This is a genomic window from Achromobacter pestifer (assembly GCF_013267355.1).
Classification (GTDB): domain Bacteria; phylum Pseudomonadota; class Gammaproteobacteria; order Burkholderiales; family Burkholderiaceae_B; genus Achromobacter; species Achromobacter pestifer_A.
On sequence record NZ_CP053985.1, the window covers coordinates 218,221 to 233,096 of the forward strand.

At 64.3% G+C, this 14,876-nt stretch carries 14 protein-coding genes; 5 read left to right on the forward strand and 9 right to left on the reverse strand.

Going from position 1 to position 14,876, the window contains the following annotated elements:
* Window positions 1-81: 81 nt before the first annotated feature.
* Window positions 82-489, reverse strand: a complete 408-nt coding sequence (locus tag FOC84_RS01555; RefSeq protein ID WP_173142883.1) for a DUF5339 family protein — start codon at window positions 487-489, stop codon at window positions 82-84.
* A gap of 544 nt (window positions 490-1,033) precedes the next feature.
* Between FOC84_RS01555 and FOC84_RS01560 the strand changes: the two genes are divergently transcribed.
* Together FOC84_RS01560 and amt are read left to right on the forward strand one after the other, a co-directional pair.
* On the forward strand, window positions 1,034-1,372 hold the full coding sequence (locus FOC84_RS01560) for a P-II family nitrogen regulator (RefSeq protein WP_006218735.1): 339 nt from the start codon (window positions 1,034-1,036) through the stop codon (window positions 1,370-1,372).
* A gap of 28 nt (window positions 1,373-1,400) precedes the next feature.
* Window positions 1,401-2,639 (forward strand): ammonium transporter, encoded by a 1,239-nt coding sequence (amt, locus tag FOC84_RS01565; protein WP_173142884.1) that lies wholly within the window; start codon window positions 1,401-1,403, stop codon window positions 2,637-2,639.
* A gap of 101 nt (window positions 2,640-2,740) precedes the next feature.
* Here the strand turns inward: amt and ptsP are convergent, their stop codons facing one another.
* The 6 genes from ptsP to thrS all read right to left on the reverse strand — a co-directional run bounded on the left by ptsP (window position 2,741) and on the right by thrS (window position 9,008).
* A complete protein-coding gene (gene ptsP, locus FOC84_RS01570) occupies window positions 2,741-4,399 on the reverse strand; it encodes a phosphoenolpyruvate--protein phosphotransferase (protein ID WP_254242064.1) in 1,659 nt (552 codons plus the stop codon).
* A 154-nt stretch (window positions 4,400-4,553) separates the two neighbouring features.
* On the reverse strand, window positions 4,554-4,823 hold the full coding sequence (locus tag FOC84_RS01575; protein ID WP_173142885.1) for an HPr family phosphocarrier protein: 270 nt from the start codon (window positions 4,821-4,823) through the stop codon (window positions 4,554-4,556).
* 109 nt (window positions 4,824-4,932) lie between these two features.
* Window positions 4,933-5,334: a PTS sugar transporter subunit IIA gene (locus tag FOC84_RS01580; RefSeq protein ID WP_088139710.1), complete on the reverse strand. Its 402-nt coding sequence runs from the start codon at window positions 5,332-5,334 to the stop codon at window positions 4,933-4,935.
* A gap of 18 nt (window positions 5,335-5,352) precedes the next feature.
* Window positions 5,353-6,324, reverse strand: a complete 972-nt coding sequence (gene gshB / locus FOC84_RS01585; protein ID WP_173142886.1) for a glutathione synthase — start codon at window positions 6,322-6,324, stop codon at window positions 5,353-5,355.
* 159 nt (window positions 6,325-6,483) lie between these two features.
* On the reverse strand, window positions 6,484-7,035 hold the full coding sequence (gene infC, locus FOC84_RS01590; RefSeq protein WP_080551054.1) for a translation initiation factor IF-3: 552 nt from the start codon (window positions 7,033-7,035) through the stop codon (window positions 6,484-6,486).
* Window positions 7,036-7,055: 20 nt separating this feature from the next.
* Complete coding sequence (gene thrS / locus FOC84_RS01595) at window positions 7,056-9,008, reverse strand: threonine--tRNA ligase (RefSeq protein WP_173142887.1); 1,953 nt, start codon at window positions 9,006-9,008, stop codon at window positions 7,056-7,058.
* Window positions 9,009-9,607: 599 nt separating this feature from the next.
* Between thrS and FOC84_RS01600 the strand changes: the two genes are divergently transcribed.
* The gene (locus FOC84_RS01600; RefSeq protein ID WP_173142888.1) at window positions 9,608-10,348 is read left to right on the forward strand and encodes a response regulator transcription factor; all 741 of its coding nucleotides are present in this window, start codon (window positions 9,608-9,610) and stop codon (window positions 10,346-10,348) included.
* A 36-nt stretch (window positions 10,349-10,384) separates the two neighbouring features.
* Here the strand turns inward: FOC84_RS01600 and hemN are convergent, their stop codons facing one another.
* On the reverse strand, window positions 10,385-11,815 hold the full coding sequence (hemN, locus tag FOC84_RS01605) for an oxygen-independent coproporphyrinogen III oxidase (protein ID WP_173142889.1): 1,431 nt from the start codon (window positions 11,813-11,815) through the stop codon (window positions 10,385-10,387).
* Window positions 11,816-11,982: 167 nt separating this feature from the next.
* Between hemN and FOC84_RS01610 the strand changes: the two genes are divergently transcribed.
* On the forward strand, window positions 11,983-12,249 hold the full coding sequence (locus tag FOC84_RS01610; RefSeq protein ID WP_088139740.1) for a hypothetical protein: 267 nt from the start codon (window positions 11,983-11,985) through the stop codon (window positions 12,247-12,249).
* Between the two features lie 5 nt (window positions 12,250-12,254).
* On the opposite strand, the gene FOC84_RS01615 is transcribed toward FOC84_RS01610, so the two are convergent.
* Entirely contained in the window at window positions 12,255-13,742 is a 1,488-nt protein-coding gene (locus FOC84_RS01615; RefSeq protein ID WP_254241879.1) for a glycosyltransferase family 39 protein, read from the reverse strand.
* Between the two features lie 292 nt (window positions 13,743-14,034).
* Here FOC84_RS01615 and FOC84_RS01620 point away from each other — a divergent pair, with 292 nt between their 5' ends.
* On the forward strand, window positions 14,035-14,772 hold the full coding sequence (locus FOC84_RS01620) for a FadR/GntR family transcriptional regulator (protein ID WP_173142890.1): 738 nt from the start codon (window positions 14,035-14,037) through the stop codon (window positions 14,770-14,772).
* Window positions 14,773-14,876: the final 104 nt, after the last annotated feature.

Here is a 14,876-nt window from a genome sequence, read left to right on the forward strand (position 1 = left end):
GGGCGGGCCGCATGCGGTGACCGCCCTTCAAAGCACAGGAGAAAACCGGGCTGCCATGGCGGCAACCCCCTACCAACATCGTTACGGGCAACCCATCTGGCTTGCCGACTGCGTGAACGTATCCGACGACTGCTTGCATTGCGCCGCCAGCTGCGTCTTGTCGCTGACGGCCGCCCATTGCGTCCTGGCAGCGTCAAGCTGCTCCTTGATCGCAGCGGCAGCCGGATTGCCGCTGCCCAGCTTGTCCATGCAGGCGTTGATTTTGGCCACGTAGGCTTCGCATTCGGCCGGAACGGACGCTGTGGCGGCTGGCGCCGCAGCAGCCGCGGGAGGCGCGGCCGAGGAAGGCGGCGGTGTCGCTGGAGCTGGAGTGGAAGAAGACGCAGGAGCGGCTGGCGTGGCGGCCTTATCTGCCTTGTCGCAGCCGGCCAGCGCGGCAAGCGACGCGGCCAGGGTCAGAATGCAGAAAGCCTTGCGGTGGATCTTCATGGCTACCCCTTCCCGTTCCTGCTTTCTTTTGAGAGTTACTTCAACAACGGAAGTACTCCACCTGCGGCCCCGTCTCATCGGGGACAGGCTTGAACTGATATCGATTCTTCTGCAGCGGCTCCTGGACAACAAGCCGGCGGGTGTAAACCCTCGTATCACGCGCCCGCGCCGATCCCGCCAATTCCAGCAGTTGCCAGCGCCTCCCCGGAGACTCGCCGATTTGCGCCAAAGGCCCGCCCAGCAAGGCTCAGCGAGGATCGGCCGCCTCGTTGACCGTCAGTGAAAACGGCTCATATGCCAACATAAAACGCAATAAAACCGGCATCAATTTGCTACAAATCTCGAACAGCAAACATATTTTGTTGCTTGCCCCACGGGGTCGCGTTTCGCACCAATTTGAAGCCGTCCGGCGGTGCATCAAGCACCAAATTGGTGCGATCAGGCACAACTTGAGCGCCCCAAACTGCTCCACTGAGCCATTCCTGACATGGCATGGAATTTGCTTGATAGTCGAAGCGAACGTGCAACCATGAGAGGAAATGCCATGAAACTCATCATCGCCATCATCAAGCCCTTCAAGCTCGACGAAGTGCGGGTGGCTCTATCCGGGATCGGCGTCCAGGGCCTGACTGTCACCGAAGTAAAGGGATTTGGCCGCCAGAAGGGCCATACCGAGCTGTATCGCGGCGCCGAATACGCCGTTGATTTCCTGCCCAAGCTGCGGGTGGAAGCCGCCGTGCCAGACCACCTGGTCGATCAGGTCATCGAAGCCATCGAACAGGCAGCCCGCACCGGCAAGATTGGCGACGGCAAGATCTTCGCCGCGCCGCTGGAACAAGTGATTCGCATCAGAACAGGTGAGGCCGGCGAGGCTGCGCTGTAAATAAATAAAGACTCAATGGAGCCTGAAAATGGATAAAGCAGATATCTCCTGGTTGCTCGTCTCTACCCTGCTTGTATTGATGATGGCCGTACCCGGTCTGGCGATGTTCTATGGCGGCCTGGTACGCAGCAAGAACGTGTTGTCCGTATTGCTGCAAGTGCTGTGCACGTTCGTGCTGGGCCTGGTGCTCTGGTTCATCTACGGCTACTCCCTCGCGTTCACCGAGGGCAACGCCTTCTTTGGCGGCCTGTCGCGCGCCTTCTTCTCTGGCATGTTCACCCCGTCCGACGGCAAATACGCCATGTCGAACTCGCTAACCGAACTGCTGTTCGCCTCGTTCCAGGCCACGTTCGCCGGCATCACCTGCGCGCTGATCGTCGGCAGCTTCGCCGAACGCGCCCGCTTCTCGGCGGTGCTGGTGTTCACGGTGATCTGGTTCACCTTCGCCTATGTGCCGATCGCCCACATGGTCTGGTTCGCGTCCGAAACGGCGCCGGGCCTGCTCAACGCCAAGGGCGCGCTGGACTTCGCCGGCGGCACCGTGGTGCACATCAACGCCGGCGTGGCCGGCCTGGTGGGCGCTTATGTTGTGGGCAAGCGCGTGGGCTACGGCCGCGAAGCCATGCAGCCGCACAACCTACCGATGACCTTCGTGGGCGCGGCGCTGCTGTGGGTGGGCTGGTTCGGGTTCAATGCCGGTTCCGCCTTGGCCGCCAATGAAAACGCCACTCTGGCCTTCTTCAACACGATGATCGCGACCGCAGGCGCCGTACTGGCTTGGCTGTTCACCGAATGGGCCGTCAAGGGCAAGCCCTCGATGCTGGGCGCCGCCTCGGGCGCCGTCGCCGGCCTGGTCGGCATCACCCCGGCCGCCGGCCTGGTGGGCCCGGTGGGCGCGCTGGTCATCGGCGTCATTGCCGGCATCGTCTGCGTCTGGGGCGTCAACGGCCTGAAGCGCCTGCTGCGCGCCGATGACGCGTTGGACGTGTTCGGCGTGCACGGCGTGGGCGGCATCGTAGGCGCCCTGCTGACCGGCGTGTTCAATGCGCAGATCCTCGGCGGCCCCGGCCTGGCCGAGCCCGGCATGATCGGCCATCAGTTGTGGGTTCAGCTGGAAGGCGTTCTGCTGACCATCGTCTGGTCCGGCGTGGTGGCATGGATCGCCTACAAGATCGCCAACGCCCTGTGCGGCATGCGCGTGCCGGAAGATCAGGAGCGCGAAGGCCTGGACGTCACCAGCCACGGCGAATCGGCTTACCACAGCTGAACGCGGAATCTCCAGCCCGCCGGAAGGCATCGGCGGGCATGGACAAAAAGGCGCCGGGGCATACCGCCCCGGCGCCTTTTTTCATGGCTCGGCGAACCGTCTCAGGCCAGGTCCAGCGTGTCCAGGTCCACCGGCAGAGCACGGTTCAGGGCGCTCGCCACCTTCACGCGCAAGGCGTTGGAGTGCGCGCGCCGGACCTCGCGCTTGACGTCCAGCAGTTGCTGCGGATGCATGGAGAATTCGGTCAGGCCCAGGCCCAGCAGCAGCCGGGTCATGCGCGAGTCCCCCGCCATCTCGCCGCACACGGCGACCGGCTTCCCGGCCCGCTCACCCGCATTGATGGTGTGCGCGACCAGGCGCAGCACCGCCGGATGCAGCGGATCGTACAGGGACGCCACGTCGTGGTCGCCGCGATCGATCGCCAGCGTGTACTGGATCAGGTCGTTGGTGCCGATGGACAGGAAATCCAGCGCCTGCGCGAAGGGTTCGATGGCGATGGCGATGGCGGGCACCTCGACCATGGCGCCCACTTCCATCTGGGGCGCATAGGCCTGGCCGCGCGCATCGAGTTCGCGGCGCGCGGATTCGATGGCCGCCTTGGTCGCCACCACCTCGTGCATGTGCGCGATCATCGGAATCAGCAGGCGCACGGGCCCATGGGCCGATGCCCGCAGGATGGCGCGCAACTGCGTCGCGAACATCTCCGGGCGCGCCAGGCAATAGCGGATGGCGCGCTGACCGAGCGCGGGATTGGTGGCCACGGTGGCCTCGCCGTCCAGCGTCTTGTCCGAACCGATGTCCAGCGTGCGGATCGTGACGGGCCGGCCGGCCATCACCTTGACCACCGAAGAATAGGCCTCGTACTGCTCTTCTTCGCCCGGCAAGTCCGGACGCCCCATGAAAAGGAATTCGCTGCGGAACAAGCCGATGCCGTGCGCGCCCGAGGCCAGCGCCAGGGCGGCCTCATCCGGCAATTCGATATTGGCGTGCAGGACGATATCGATGCCGTCCAGGGTGACCGAGGGTTCGTCGCGCAGCAAGCTCAGCTCGGCGCGCTCGTCGGCATAGGCCGACTGGCGGCGACGGTATTCATCGAGGATGCGATTGGACGGATTGACGATCACCGCGCCGGCCGCGCCGTCGATGATCAGCATGTCGCCGTCGCGAACCAGTTCGCGCACGTTGCCCATGGCCACCACCGCGGGCACGGCCATGCTGCGCGCCACGATGGCGGTATGCGAGGTCGGGCCGCCCAGGTCCGTCACGAAGGCGGCGAACCGGCCGCCACGCAGACGCAGCATGTCGGCGGGCGAGATGTCATGCGCCACGACCACCAGCGCGTCATCGCCCCCCATATGGGACATGTCGGGCAGGATCGCCGAGGTACCGGCCAGCACATGCAGCACCCGTTCGATGACCTGACGCACGTCGGCCCCGCGCTCGCGCAGGTACTCGTCTTCCATGGCATCGAACTGCTGGCCCAGGATCTGCCCCTGCGTCGTCAAGGCCCATTCGGCGTTGTAATGACGTTCGGCGATCAGCGCCAGAGTCTGTTCGGCGAGCAACGGGTCGCCCAGCAGCAGGCTGTGCACGTTGAGCATGGCGCCGAGTTCGCGCGGCGCGTCGGCCGGCAAGGTATCGGCCAGTAGCAGCAGTTCCTGCTGCGCCGACGCCAGCGCATCGGTAAGCCGGCTGCTTTCGGCGGGCACGTCCTCGGGCGAGATGCGGTAGTGCGCAACTTCCAGCGCCGCCGCGCCCATGACGACCGCGCGGCCGATGGCGTATCCCTTGGCGACGCCTTTGCCATACAGACACACAACGGGGCTGGCAAAGCCAGCCCCGTTGTGTGTGTCATCGAGGGTCGTAGACGAGCCGGCCCGAGCAGCGCTCAGGCCGGCGGATTCGGAAGAAATTCTATTCCTGCTCACCGAATTTGCTATCGAACAATGTTTCAATTTCAGAAAGGGCCTGCTCGGCATCATTGCCGGAGGCCTCCAGCTTTACCGTCACGCCCAGCCCGGCAGCCAACATCATGACGCCCATGATGCTCTTGGCGTTCACGCGCTGCGCGCCGCGCGAGATGAAGATCTCGCTGGAAAACTTGCTGGCCAGCTGCGTCAGCTTGGCAGCCGCCCGGGCGTGCAAGCCCAGTTTATTGCTGATGACGATGTCTGTATTAGGCATAGGAAATATTGTGGCTGCGGCCTGACGCCGCAGTGTTGATCGCAGCAAAACGTCGAACCGCCAATCGGCTTGAATCGATAGCCGACATAATAGGGCAAACTTCCGCCCGTCAGTCTACACGTAAGACACCCTGAAGCCCCCCTGCCAGCGCCTTCTCGCGGGTTTCGGCCAAGGGCAGATTGCGATAGGTCAGGGCCCGCAGCAGCATCGGGGTGTTCAATCCGGCCAGCACACAGCACTGTATGCCCTGGGCCTGGGCGTCGGCGACGGCGCGCTTGGCGATATTGGCAGGCGTGGCGCCGATCAGGTCGGTCAGCACCAACACGCCCGCGCCGTGCTCCTGCTCGAGGATGTCCTTGAGGACTTGCGGCGCCAAGTCGTCCGGGCGGTCTGCAGGCAGGATGTCGTGGATGGCCAGCATGCCGTCCAGGTTGCCCATGACGTGGCTGGCGCAATCGCGTATCGCCGCGCCCAGGGGCGCGTGCACGACGATGACTATACCGGTGGTCATGACGGGCATCCTGGCAGGTCAAGCTGCGGCGGCAGGGGTCGCCACGGCCTTTTCCAGGGCCTGGACGAACATGCCCGCGACATCGAAACCGGTTTGCTCCGCGATTTCCACGAAACAGGTGGGGCTAGTGACGTTGACTTCAGTGACGTAATCGCCAATGACATCCAGGCCGACCAGCAGCAGGCCGCGGGCGGCGAGCTTGGGGGCCACGGCTTCGGCGATCTCGCGATCGCGCGCGGAGAGCTCCTGCGCCACGCCGCGGCCGCCGGCCGCCAGGTTGCCGCGGGTTTCGCCAGCCAGCGGAATGCGGGCCAGGGAGTACGGCACCGGCACGCCGCCGATCAGCAGGATGCGCTTGTCACCCTTGACGATGTCGGGAATGTAGCGCTGCGCCATGATGGTGCGCGCGCCATTGTCCGTCAGCGTTTCCAGGATGGCGTTGAGGTTGGGATCCTTGGGCTGCAGACGGAACACACCGGTGCCGCCCATGCCGTCCAGGGGTTTGACAATGACGTCGTGATGCTCGTCGTGGAACGCCTTCAGGCGGGCCATGCTGCGGGTCACCAGCGTGGGCGCGGTGAACTCGCTGATTTCGGTGATGGCCAGCTTTTCGGGATGGTTGCGGATCGCCGCTCCAGTGTTGAACACGCGGGCGCCCTGCGCCTCGGCATATTCAAGTAGATGCGTGGAATACACGTATTCCATGTCGAACGGCGGGTCCTTGCGCATGACCACCGCGCCGAACTCCGCCAGCGGCAGATCCCGGGCGGCGGACTCGCGCCACCAGTCGTGGCCGTGCAGATCGGCGTCCGCGACCAGTTCGATGGGGGTGGCCGCGGTCTTGACCGTGCCTGCCTCGATATAGAGATCGCCCTGCATGGCCACGCTGAGCGTATGGCCGCGCGCCACCAGGGCGCGCATCATGGCGACAGAGCTGTCCTTGTACGCCTTGAGCAGCGGCAAGGGATCCAAAACGAACAAAACATGCATCGCGACACCCTGAACGGACGCCGCCTTCCCTCGCGGGAAGGCGGCTTTCTTTTATGACATCGTAGCGCAGAGCCGCCCAATAAGCGAACCCGCCGGCACACGACAGGCGGCGGGTCGGAAGAGCGGCCGAACCTCCCTGGAGAGGTTCAGGCTTGGAGCTCAGGCCGCGGATTCAGGCTTGCCCGCGGGCACGGCCTTCTTCTTCGGCGCCAGCACCATGACCATCTGACGGCCTTCGAGCTTCGGCATGGCTTCGACCTGGGCAAGTTCCAGCAGATCGTCGCGCACACGTTCAAGCACCCGCATACCGAGTTCCTGGTGGGCCATTTCGCGGCCACGGAAACGCAGCGTCACCTTGGCCTTGTCGCCTTCTTCGAGGAAGCGGCGCAGATTGCGCAGCTTGACCTGGTAGTCGCCCTCGTCGGTGGCAGGACGGAATTTCACTTCCTTGACCTGGATGACCTTCTGCTTGGAACGAGCTTCGGCTTGGCGCTTCTGCTCTTGGTACTTGAATTTGCCGTAGTCCATCAAACGGCAGACCGGCGGCTCGGCGTTCGGCGCGATTTCCACCAGATCCACGTCGCTTTGCTCGGAAAGACGGAAGGCGTCGGCGATCTTGACGATGCCCAGCTGTTCTCCGTCCAGACCTATCAGGCGCACCTCGGGGACGCGGATTTCACCGTTGATGCGATTGGCTTTTTCAGTGGCGATGTTGAAAGCTCCTAGAAATGTTAAGCAGCGCTGCTACCAGGTTGGTTGACGTCGCGACGGGTGGAAACGTCCTCGGACAAGCGCGCGACGAATTCGTCGTATGCGATGGCCCCGAGGTCCAATCCGCCCAGTCCGCGTACGGCTACGGTGCCATTTTGCTTTTCCTTGTCGCCGACGACCAGGATGTACGGCACCTTTTGCAGGCTGTGCTCCCGAATTTTACGAGTGATTTTTTCACCGCGCAAATCGGACTCTACTCTAAAGCCTTGTTTTTTCAGGCTTTGCGTGATTTCAGCCGCATAATCGGCCGAAGGTTCGGAAATGCAGCATACAACCGCCTGCACCGGAGCCAGCCAGGGAGGCATCGCGCCGGCGTGGTTTTCGATCAGCATGCCGATAAAACGCTCCAGCGAACCGAGGATCGCGCGGTGCAGCATGACCGGCGGGCGGCGCTGGTCATTCTGGTCCACGTACTCGGCGCCCAGGCGCACGGGCATGGAGAAGTCGACCTGAATCGTGCCGCACTGCCAATGGCGGCCGATGGCGTCCTTCAGGGTGTATTCCACCTTGGGACCGTAAAAGGCGCCCTCGCCCGGCGAAACCTCGAATTCGCAGCCGGTGCGGCGCAGACTTTCCATCAGGGCGGCTTCGGCCGTATCCCAGACTTCATCCGAGCCAATGCGCTTTTCGGGGCGCGTGGCGACCTTGTACAGCACCTCGGTGAAGCCGAAGTCGCGGTAGACCCTCTGCAGCAGCGCCGTGAAATCGGCGCACTCGTCCTGCAGCTGTTCTTCGGTACAGAAAATGTGGCCGTCGTCCTGCGTGAAACCGCGCACGCGCATCATGCCGTGCAGCGAACCCGAGGGCTCGTTGCGGTGGCACTGGCCGAATTCGCCGTAGCGCAGGGGCAGTTCGCGATAGGAATGCAGGCCGGCGTTGAAGATCTGCACATGGCCCGGGCAGTTCATCGGTTTCAAGCCGTAGACGCGGTTCTCGGACTCCGTCGTAAACATGTTTTCACGGTAGTTGTCCCAGTGGCCCGTCTTCTTCCAGAGCGAAATGTCGAGGATCTGCGGCGCCTTCACTTCCTGGTAGCCGTTGTCGCGGTAGACCGAGCGCATGTACTGCTCCACCTGCTGCCACAGCGTCCAGCCCTTGGGGTGCCAGAAGATCAGGCCCGGGGCCTCGTCCTGGAAGTGGAACAGGCCCAGCTCGCGGCCGATCTTGCGGTGGTCGCGGCGTTCTGCCTCTTCCAGCATGTGCAGATAGGCTTCCTGTTCTTCCTTGGTGGCCCAGGCCGTGCCGTAGATGCGCTGGAGCATCTCGTTCTTGCTGTCGCCGCGCCAGTAGGCGCCGGCCACCTTCATGAGCTTGAAGACCTTCAGCTTGCCCGTGGACGGCACGTGGGGGCCGCGGCACAAGTCGATGAAGTCGCCTTCGCGGTACAGGCTGAGCGGCTCGTTCGACGGAATCGAGGCGATGATCTCGGCCTTGTACTTTTCGCCGATGCCCTTGAAGAATTCGACGGCATCGTCGCGCGACCATTCCTCGCGCGTGACGACTTCGTCCTTCTTGGCGAGTTCGGCCATCTTCTTCTCGATGGCGGCCAGGTCTTCCGGCGTGAACGGGCGCTTGTACGAGAAGTCGTAATAGAAGCCGTTGTCGATCACCGGGCCGATGGTGACCTGGGCATCCGGAAACAGCTCTTTGACGGCATAGGCCAGCAAGTGCGCCGTGGAGTGTCGGATCAGGTCCAGGCCGTCGGCATCCTTGGCGGTCACGATGGCCAGGCGGGCATCGCCCTCGATGCGGAAGCTGGTGTCGACCAGCCTGGAATCCGAGCCCTCAAACGTCACGCGGCCGCCCAAGGCGGCCTTGGCCAGGCCCGTACCGATCGATTGCGCCACTTCGGCAACCGTTACCGGCCCCGGATATTGGCGCTGCGAACCATCGGGCAATGTGATCTGTACCATCGGGAGTGCTTCCTGGGGAGTTCTGGGAACTAAAAAAACAAAATACGGAAACGAAAAACGCGGCATGAGAGCCGCGTTTCTTGGATTGTCTTGCTGAGTCCTACCGCTGACCTGACACGGTGAAACCCGACGCACGAAAACTTAACGCGACATAGGGCGAAAGTTCCGGGTCGTAGTTCGTGCCAGCGGGAAAAACATGGTGTCTGGACCTATTGGGGCTCGCCGCAGCGGCATGGATCAAAAACAGCAAACAATGCACTGCGCGCCAGAAGCTGTGCTTATCGTCCACGATTGTATCACTATTTGCGCCTTTTCCGTGGCAAAAGCGCCACAGCTCGTGAGGAAGAGCACGCCGGCTGCGCCGGGCTGTGCGCCGCTGCGCCATAACTCAAAACCTCGTCTGCCGTCGCGGAATAAATCCCGGCTGTTCCGCGCGTGCTTCTCGCATATATGACAGGTCGACGGTGCAACAGTCTTATTTTGGCGCGATTCATCTCCCGCGGGCCATGCGAAAACGTAATCTGCCTTCGCAAATTCAGGACACCCGCGACCTGCGCAATCGACCGCCGGCGTTCCCCCATCCTGCATGTGGAGCATCGATGAAAACTGTCTCAGCGCTCACCCTCAAAGCGCCCCCACACCTCAACCCCGAGCCCGCCGACGCCGGCGATCGTCCGGGCACGCGCCGGCACCTGCTCCTGTCCCGACCGCCACCTCTCATCAAGGTGGCGATCCTGGACGACCACCCCGTGGTGGCCGTAGGCGTGGGCGCCTACCTGGAAAGCCGGCCGGGCTTCCGAGTGGTGCACCGGGAAACCTCGGCCCGCTCCCTATTGGAAAAACTATCCCACTCGCCCTGCGAAGTCGCCCTGGTCGATTTCTACCTGCCCCTGGAACCCTGGGACGGCGTGAACTATCTGCGGCGCCTGCGCCGCTACCACCCCACGATGGCGCTCATCACATTCTCGGCGGGTAGTCGCCAGGAAACCCAATACGCCGCCTTTCGCGCGGGCGCGAACGGCTACTTCGCCAAGGAATGCGGCATGGTGCTGCTGCCGGAGATGATCCGCGGCGTCCTGGCGGGCAAGGAGGAGTTCCTCACGGTGCAAGATGGCAAGATCCGCCCCCAGCAGCCGACACACCCTCATTCGGCCTTGACGACTTCGGAAGTGGAGATACTGCGCCACATCAGCCAGGGCCTGTCCGTCACGCAGATCTCGGCGCGGTTGATGCGCAGCAAGAAGACCATCAGCACCCACAAGCGCCGCGCCATGCGCAAGTTGCAGTTGTCCGACGACCTGTCGCTGGCGCTCTATTTGCGTGAGAAGTTCGCCGAATGAACGCAGCTCGGCGCCCACCCCACGCGAAGTTGCGACTCAGATGATGCGGGAGTAACTGGCCGCGGTGCCTGGCGCCTGCAGATAGCCGTCGAACGCCATGGCGACGGCCCGCACGAAGTACCAGCCCAGGCCGGTTACCTGCAGCTCGTCGGGGCGCAGGTTGACCAGGCCCAACTCGGCCAGATTCGCCATCTGCTGCAGCTCCCGGCCAAAACTGTCGGCAAACCGCAGGCCGTGACGCGCCTCGATCCGGCTGAAGTCCACGCGGCCCTGGCACATGATGTCCATGATGATCTCGCGCCGCACCAGGTCGTCCGCGCTCAACGCCAGCCCTCTTTCGACGGCGAATCGCCCTGCCTCGATCGCGGCGTAATACTCGTCCAGGACCTTGGCGTTCTGGCTGTAGGTACTGCCGATACGGCCGATCGCGGACACCCCCAGGGCGACCAGATCACGGTCGGGCTGCGTGCTGTAGCCCTGGAAGTTGCGATGCAACTCTCCCTTCCGCTTGGCGATCGCCAGCGCATCGGTTTCCAGCGCGAAATGATCCATGCCGATGTAGGCGTAGCCCTGCTTCAGGAAGCCGTCGATGGCGGCACTGAGCAGCCCCACCCGCGTCTCCCTGTCAGGCAGATCGGCCTCGTTGATGCGGCGTTGCGGCTTGAAGCGCGCGGGCAGATGGGCATAGGCATACAGCGCGATGCGGTCGGGGCGCAGCGCAATGACCTGGGCGATCGTGCGGGCAAAGGACTCCGTGGTCTGCAGCGGCAGACCATAGATGAGGTCCATGTTGACCGAGGCATAGTCCAGCGCCCGGGCGCTCAGCATCAGCGCCCGCACGTCCTCGAATGACTGCATGCGATGCACCGCCGCCTGCACCCGAGGATCGAAATCCTGCACGCCGAAACTCAGCCGGTTAAAGCCCAGTCCACGCATGTAGGCCAGGCGCTCGGGCGTGGCGGTGCGCGGATCCACCTCGATCGAAATTTCCGCATCGGGCTCGAAGCGGAAGGCGCGGCGCAGGTTCACCATCAGGCGAGACAATTCCTCGTCGGACAGGAAAGTCGGCGTGCCGCCGCCAAAATGCAATTGCGATACGGGCACCCCCTCGCCCAGCTCGCGCACATGCAGTTCGATCTCGGCAGCCAGGGCATCCAGATAGCGGGCGGCGCGGTCGTGATGGCGGGTCACCACCTTGTTACAGGCGCAGTAATAACAGACCGATTCACAGAACGGGATGTGCACGTAGAGCGACAAGGGCTCCGCCGGCGCCGCTACGCGGCGCTGCTGCAGCGCCTGCCGGTACTCCTGCTCGGCAAAGCCGCCGTGATACCGATCTGCCGTGGGATATGAGGTGTAGCGGGGTCCGTTCTTGTCCAGCCGCGCCAGCAATTGGGGCGGGAACAAGGGACTGGCGGCACAGGGCTCGCGGGACTCGGTCTGTGATGGGCGTAGGGCGGCTTGCATACCTGGAATTATTCGCCTGTGCCGGCCAGTCCGGCTTGATCTTGCGCAAACGCCAGCGTCTTGCCGCCCGCCCAGTCCGCCCGTCCCGCCCTACCCCCCCCAGCGGCGCTTGCGGCCACGCCCCGTAAAATGCGCCTGTCACAAAGATGCACAACAAGGAAACCATCATGGGCACTGAACTGGACGGCCGCCTGCTCGCCATGCGCCAGGCGCTGGCGATCGCCATCGCACTCTCGACCCGCAGCAGTCCCCAGGCCACCGACATGGCGCTGGAGCTGCTCAATGACCTGAAGGCGAACATGGACAATGCCCCCTCGGATAGCCCGTTCGAGAAGCCGGAATGGGTGGTCGGCGCGCACGACGAACTGGACGGCATCGCGCGCCTGGTGCGGGCCTTCACGCAGACGCCCGAGCCGGACGGCGAGGCGCAGTAGCAGTTTTACGGACGCGACGCAGCTGACGCCGTACCGCAGAGCGCGGAGGACGGCGTCACGCGCCAGTACAGGCCCGGGAAGTCCCGTCCGACCTCGACGAATCCCGGCCCGCGCGCCTTCAGCGCCAGTTCCAATGCGCCGCATGCCTCGGCCACGTCCTTCGACACCCAGGGGCTGAAGCGGAGTTGTCCGTCTATCAGCACCAGGGGCTGCTCCGGCAGGCGCAACGCCAGTGCTCCAGCCTCGTCGGGCGGTCCCGATATCAGCCTGACCGGCCCGCCCAGCGCGGCCTTGGCGGGTTCGTGCAAGGCGTCGGCCAGCGCCTGGGAATCGAAATGGCGCCAGTCCGACGCTTTGCGCGCCAGCCCCGCCCCGCCTGGCGAAGTCAGCCCGACCCGCAGCATCAACAGCGCCTGGACCAGTACGAAGACCAGCACCTCATCGCGCGGCCGCACGCGCTCCCAGACGGCGCCACGCATCAGTTCCATCATTGCCGGCGCCACGAATAGCAGATAAGGCGTGCCCCAGTGCAGTTGCACGTGGGAACCGCTGGCAAGCGTCATGACGCTGACGAAGACCAGCGGCGTAAAACCGAACGACAGCAGAATGGCGCGGCCCGCATCGCGCGGCCGTGCTTGCGCCTCCGACGAGGCAGAGGCTGCGCGGCGGCGAACCAGCCACCACAAGACGCCCAGAAACACCCACGCCGGCAGCGCGCGGTTCAGCAACTGATCGCCCCACCACCGCGCCACCTCCGCCGCGCGGCTGGCCCATGGCAGGCCGGCGGCCAGCGATGAAGCCATCGCGTAATTCAGGGGCTCGAAATCGTTGTAAGCCAGCCAGCACAGATGCGGCGCAAAGACCGCCAACGCGGTCAGCGCGGCCACCTGCAGCCCAAAGCGGTGCATGGGGTCGCGCCAGCCGCGCTGGCTCAGCCAGAAAGCCAGCACGGCGGCTCCCGCCACCACGCTCTGGTATTTGGACAAACCGCCCAGGCCCAGACAGACGCCCAACACGATCCACCAGCCGATCCGGCGCGTGGTCCAGGCTTTCCAGCACGCGGCCGCGCAGCCCACCGCCAGTGGAATCAGCACGATCTCGTGGTTGTAGAAATGCAATCGGCCGTTGTAGAAGGTGATGCACAGGCCGGCAAGCAACGCGATCCGCGCGTGGCCGCTGCCGCGCATGTCACGCAGCCAACGCCATAGCAGCGCAAAAGCGCCCAGGGTGCAGAGCGCGCCGGCGATGTAGCTCGTCCAGGCCGACCAGCCCAGCAATTGCACCGCGGGCCACAGCAGCCAGGTCGGCAGCGGCGGATGCTTGTAGTAGCCCCATTCCAGGCTGCGCACCCAGGTGAGCTGCTCGATGTTGTCGGTGGGCGGCGCCAAGGCCGCCCAGTCCAGCAACCACAGCCACGCCAGGCCGAACAGCGCCATGCCCAGGCCGATCCGCCAGCCCTCGGGCCGCAACGCCCGTTCCGCGACTTCCTTCACTTCCCTCTCCCTTCCTGCCGGCGCAGCGCACTGTCTTGCTTCATGCCCGTTATCGGGCGGGACGGAGTATGGGATGGAGCCAACCCGCAACAGCGGGGATTCTGTGCGGGATTTGTCTGGAAACTGTAAAGCGTTCGAAGCTCTCCTAACTGGCCTGACCACTCTAAAGAAAGACGTGAAATCCCTGTGATCGTTTTCCCTTGAAATACAAAATTTCCCTTCTTATTCAAGGATGAGATGCCTATATTTGGTGGCCTGACCACTTGGCCCCAAGTTCCCGCCTCACCCGCCGATGAACACCTTCCAAGCCGCTGCCGTCACCCGCCTGTACCGCGTCATCGCCGACCAGATCGCCGGCCGGATCCGCGCCGGGGAATTTCCCCGCGGCGCACGCCTGCCTTCCGAACGGGAGCTGGCCGAACAGCTGCAGGTCAGCCGCGCGTCGATCCGCGAAGCCCTGATCGCCCTGGAAATCGAAGGCTATGTCGAGGTGCGCGTCGGCACCGGGGTGTTCGTCACCGCCGCCCGGGAAGCCGCCGCCCCCGCCGCCGGTCACGCCGCGCCGGGACAGGACGGCATCGGCCCGTTCGACCTGCTGGAAGCGCGCATGCTGATCGAGCCCGAATGCGCCGGCATGGCCGCGCAGCACGGATCGCCGGCCCAGATCGCCGCCATCCGCGACGCCCACGAAGGCATGTCGCTGGGCAACTCGCCCGGCCGCCACGACCGCGAGTTCCACAACGCCATCGCCGCGGCTTGCGGCAACGCCGCGGTAGCGGCCTCGGTGGCCCACCTGTGGGAATTGACGCAGGCCAGCCCCGTGTACAGCCGCATGGAGGATTACTTCGTCGACACCAAAGTCTGGGCGATCGCCCATGCCGAGCACCAGCGCATCCTGACGGCCATCCAGGCGCGCGACCCGATCCGCGCGCGGCACGCCATGCATGCGCATCTGCTGGGCATCCTGGCGCGCCTGCGGGAGGACTTTGGCGAAGACAACGGCGCTCCGCAATGGTGCGCGGCGCGCTGAAGAGCACCTGTACGAAGCATTGTTGTAGCGGCTCCACCCGCAGTACCCCTGAAAACACAGGTGGCATGAGGTTTGCTTGCCAGTGCACGGCATCCGCGACGCGG

What these genes read in the sequence shown, in the direction of transcription:
- FOC84_RS01620 (WP_173142890.1), top strand. Translation starts at nt 14,035, where the DNA reads ATGAACACCTTCCAAGCCGCTGCCGTCACCCGCCTGTACCGCGTCATC.
- FOC84_RS01575 (WP_173142885.1), bottom strand. Translation starts at nt 4,823, where the DNA reads ATGCCTAATACAGACATCGTCATCAGCAATAAACTGGGCTTGCACGCC.
- thrS (WP_173142887.1), bottom strand. Translation starts at nt 9,008, where the DNA reads ATGGTACAGATCACATTGCCCGATGGTTCGCAGCGCCAATATCCGGGG.
- FOC84_RS01560 (WP_006218735.1), top strand. Translation starts at nt 1,034, where the DNA reads ATGAAACTCATCATCGCCATCATCAAGCCCTTCAAGCTCGACGAAGTG.
- FOC84_RS01555 (WP_173142883.1), bottom strand. Translation starts at nt 489, where the DNA reads ATGAAGATCCACCGCAAGGCTTTCTGCATTCTGACCCTGGCCGCGTCG.
- gshB (WP_173142886.1), bottom strand. Translation starts at nt 6,324, where the DNA reads ATGCATGTTTTGTTCGTTTTGGATCCCTTGCCGCTGCTCAAGGCGTAC.
- FOC84_RS01610 (WP_088139740.1), top strand. Translation starts at nt 11,983, where the DNA reads ATGGGCACTGAACTGGACGGCCGCCTGCTCGCCATGCGCCAGGCGCTG.
- ptsP (WP_254242064.1), bottom strand. Translation starts at nt 4,399, where the DNA reads ATGGGCGCGGCGGCGCTGGAAGTTGCGCACTACCGCATCTCGCCCGAG.
- hemN (WP_173142889.1), bottom strand. Translation starts at nt 11,815, where the DNA reads ATGCAAGCCGCCCTACGCCCATCACAGACCGAGTCCCGCGAGCCCTGT.
- FOC84_RS01580 (WP_088139710.1), bottom strand. Translation starts at nt 5,334, where the DNA reads ATGACCACCGGTATAGTCATCGTCGTGCACGCGCCCCTGGGCGCGGCG.
- amt (WP_173142884.1), top strand. Translation starts at nt 1,401, where the DNA reads ATGGATAAAGCAGATATCTCCTGGTTGCTCGTCTCTACCCTGCTTGTA.
- FOC84_RS01600 (WP_173142888.1), top strand. Translation starts at nt 9,608, where the DNA reads ATGAAAACTGTCTCAGCGCTCACCCTCAAAGCGCCCCCACACCTCAAC.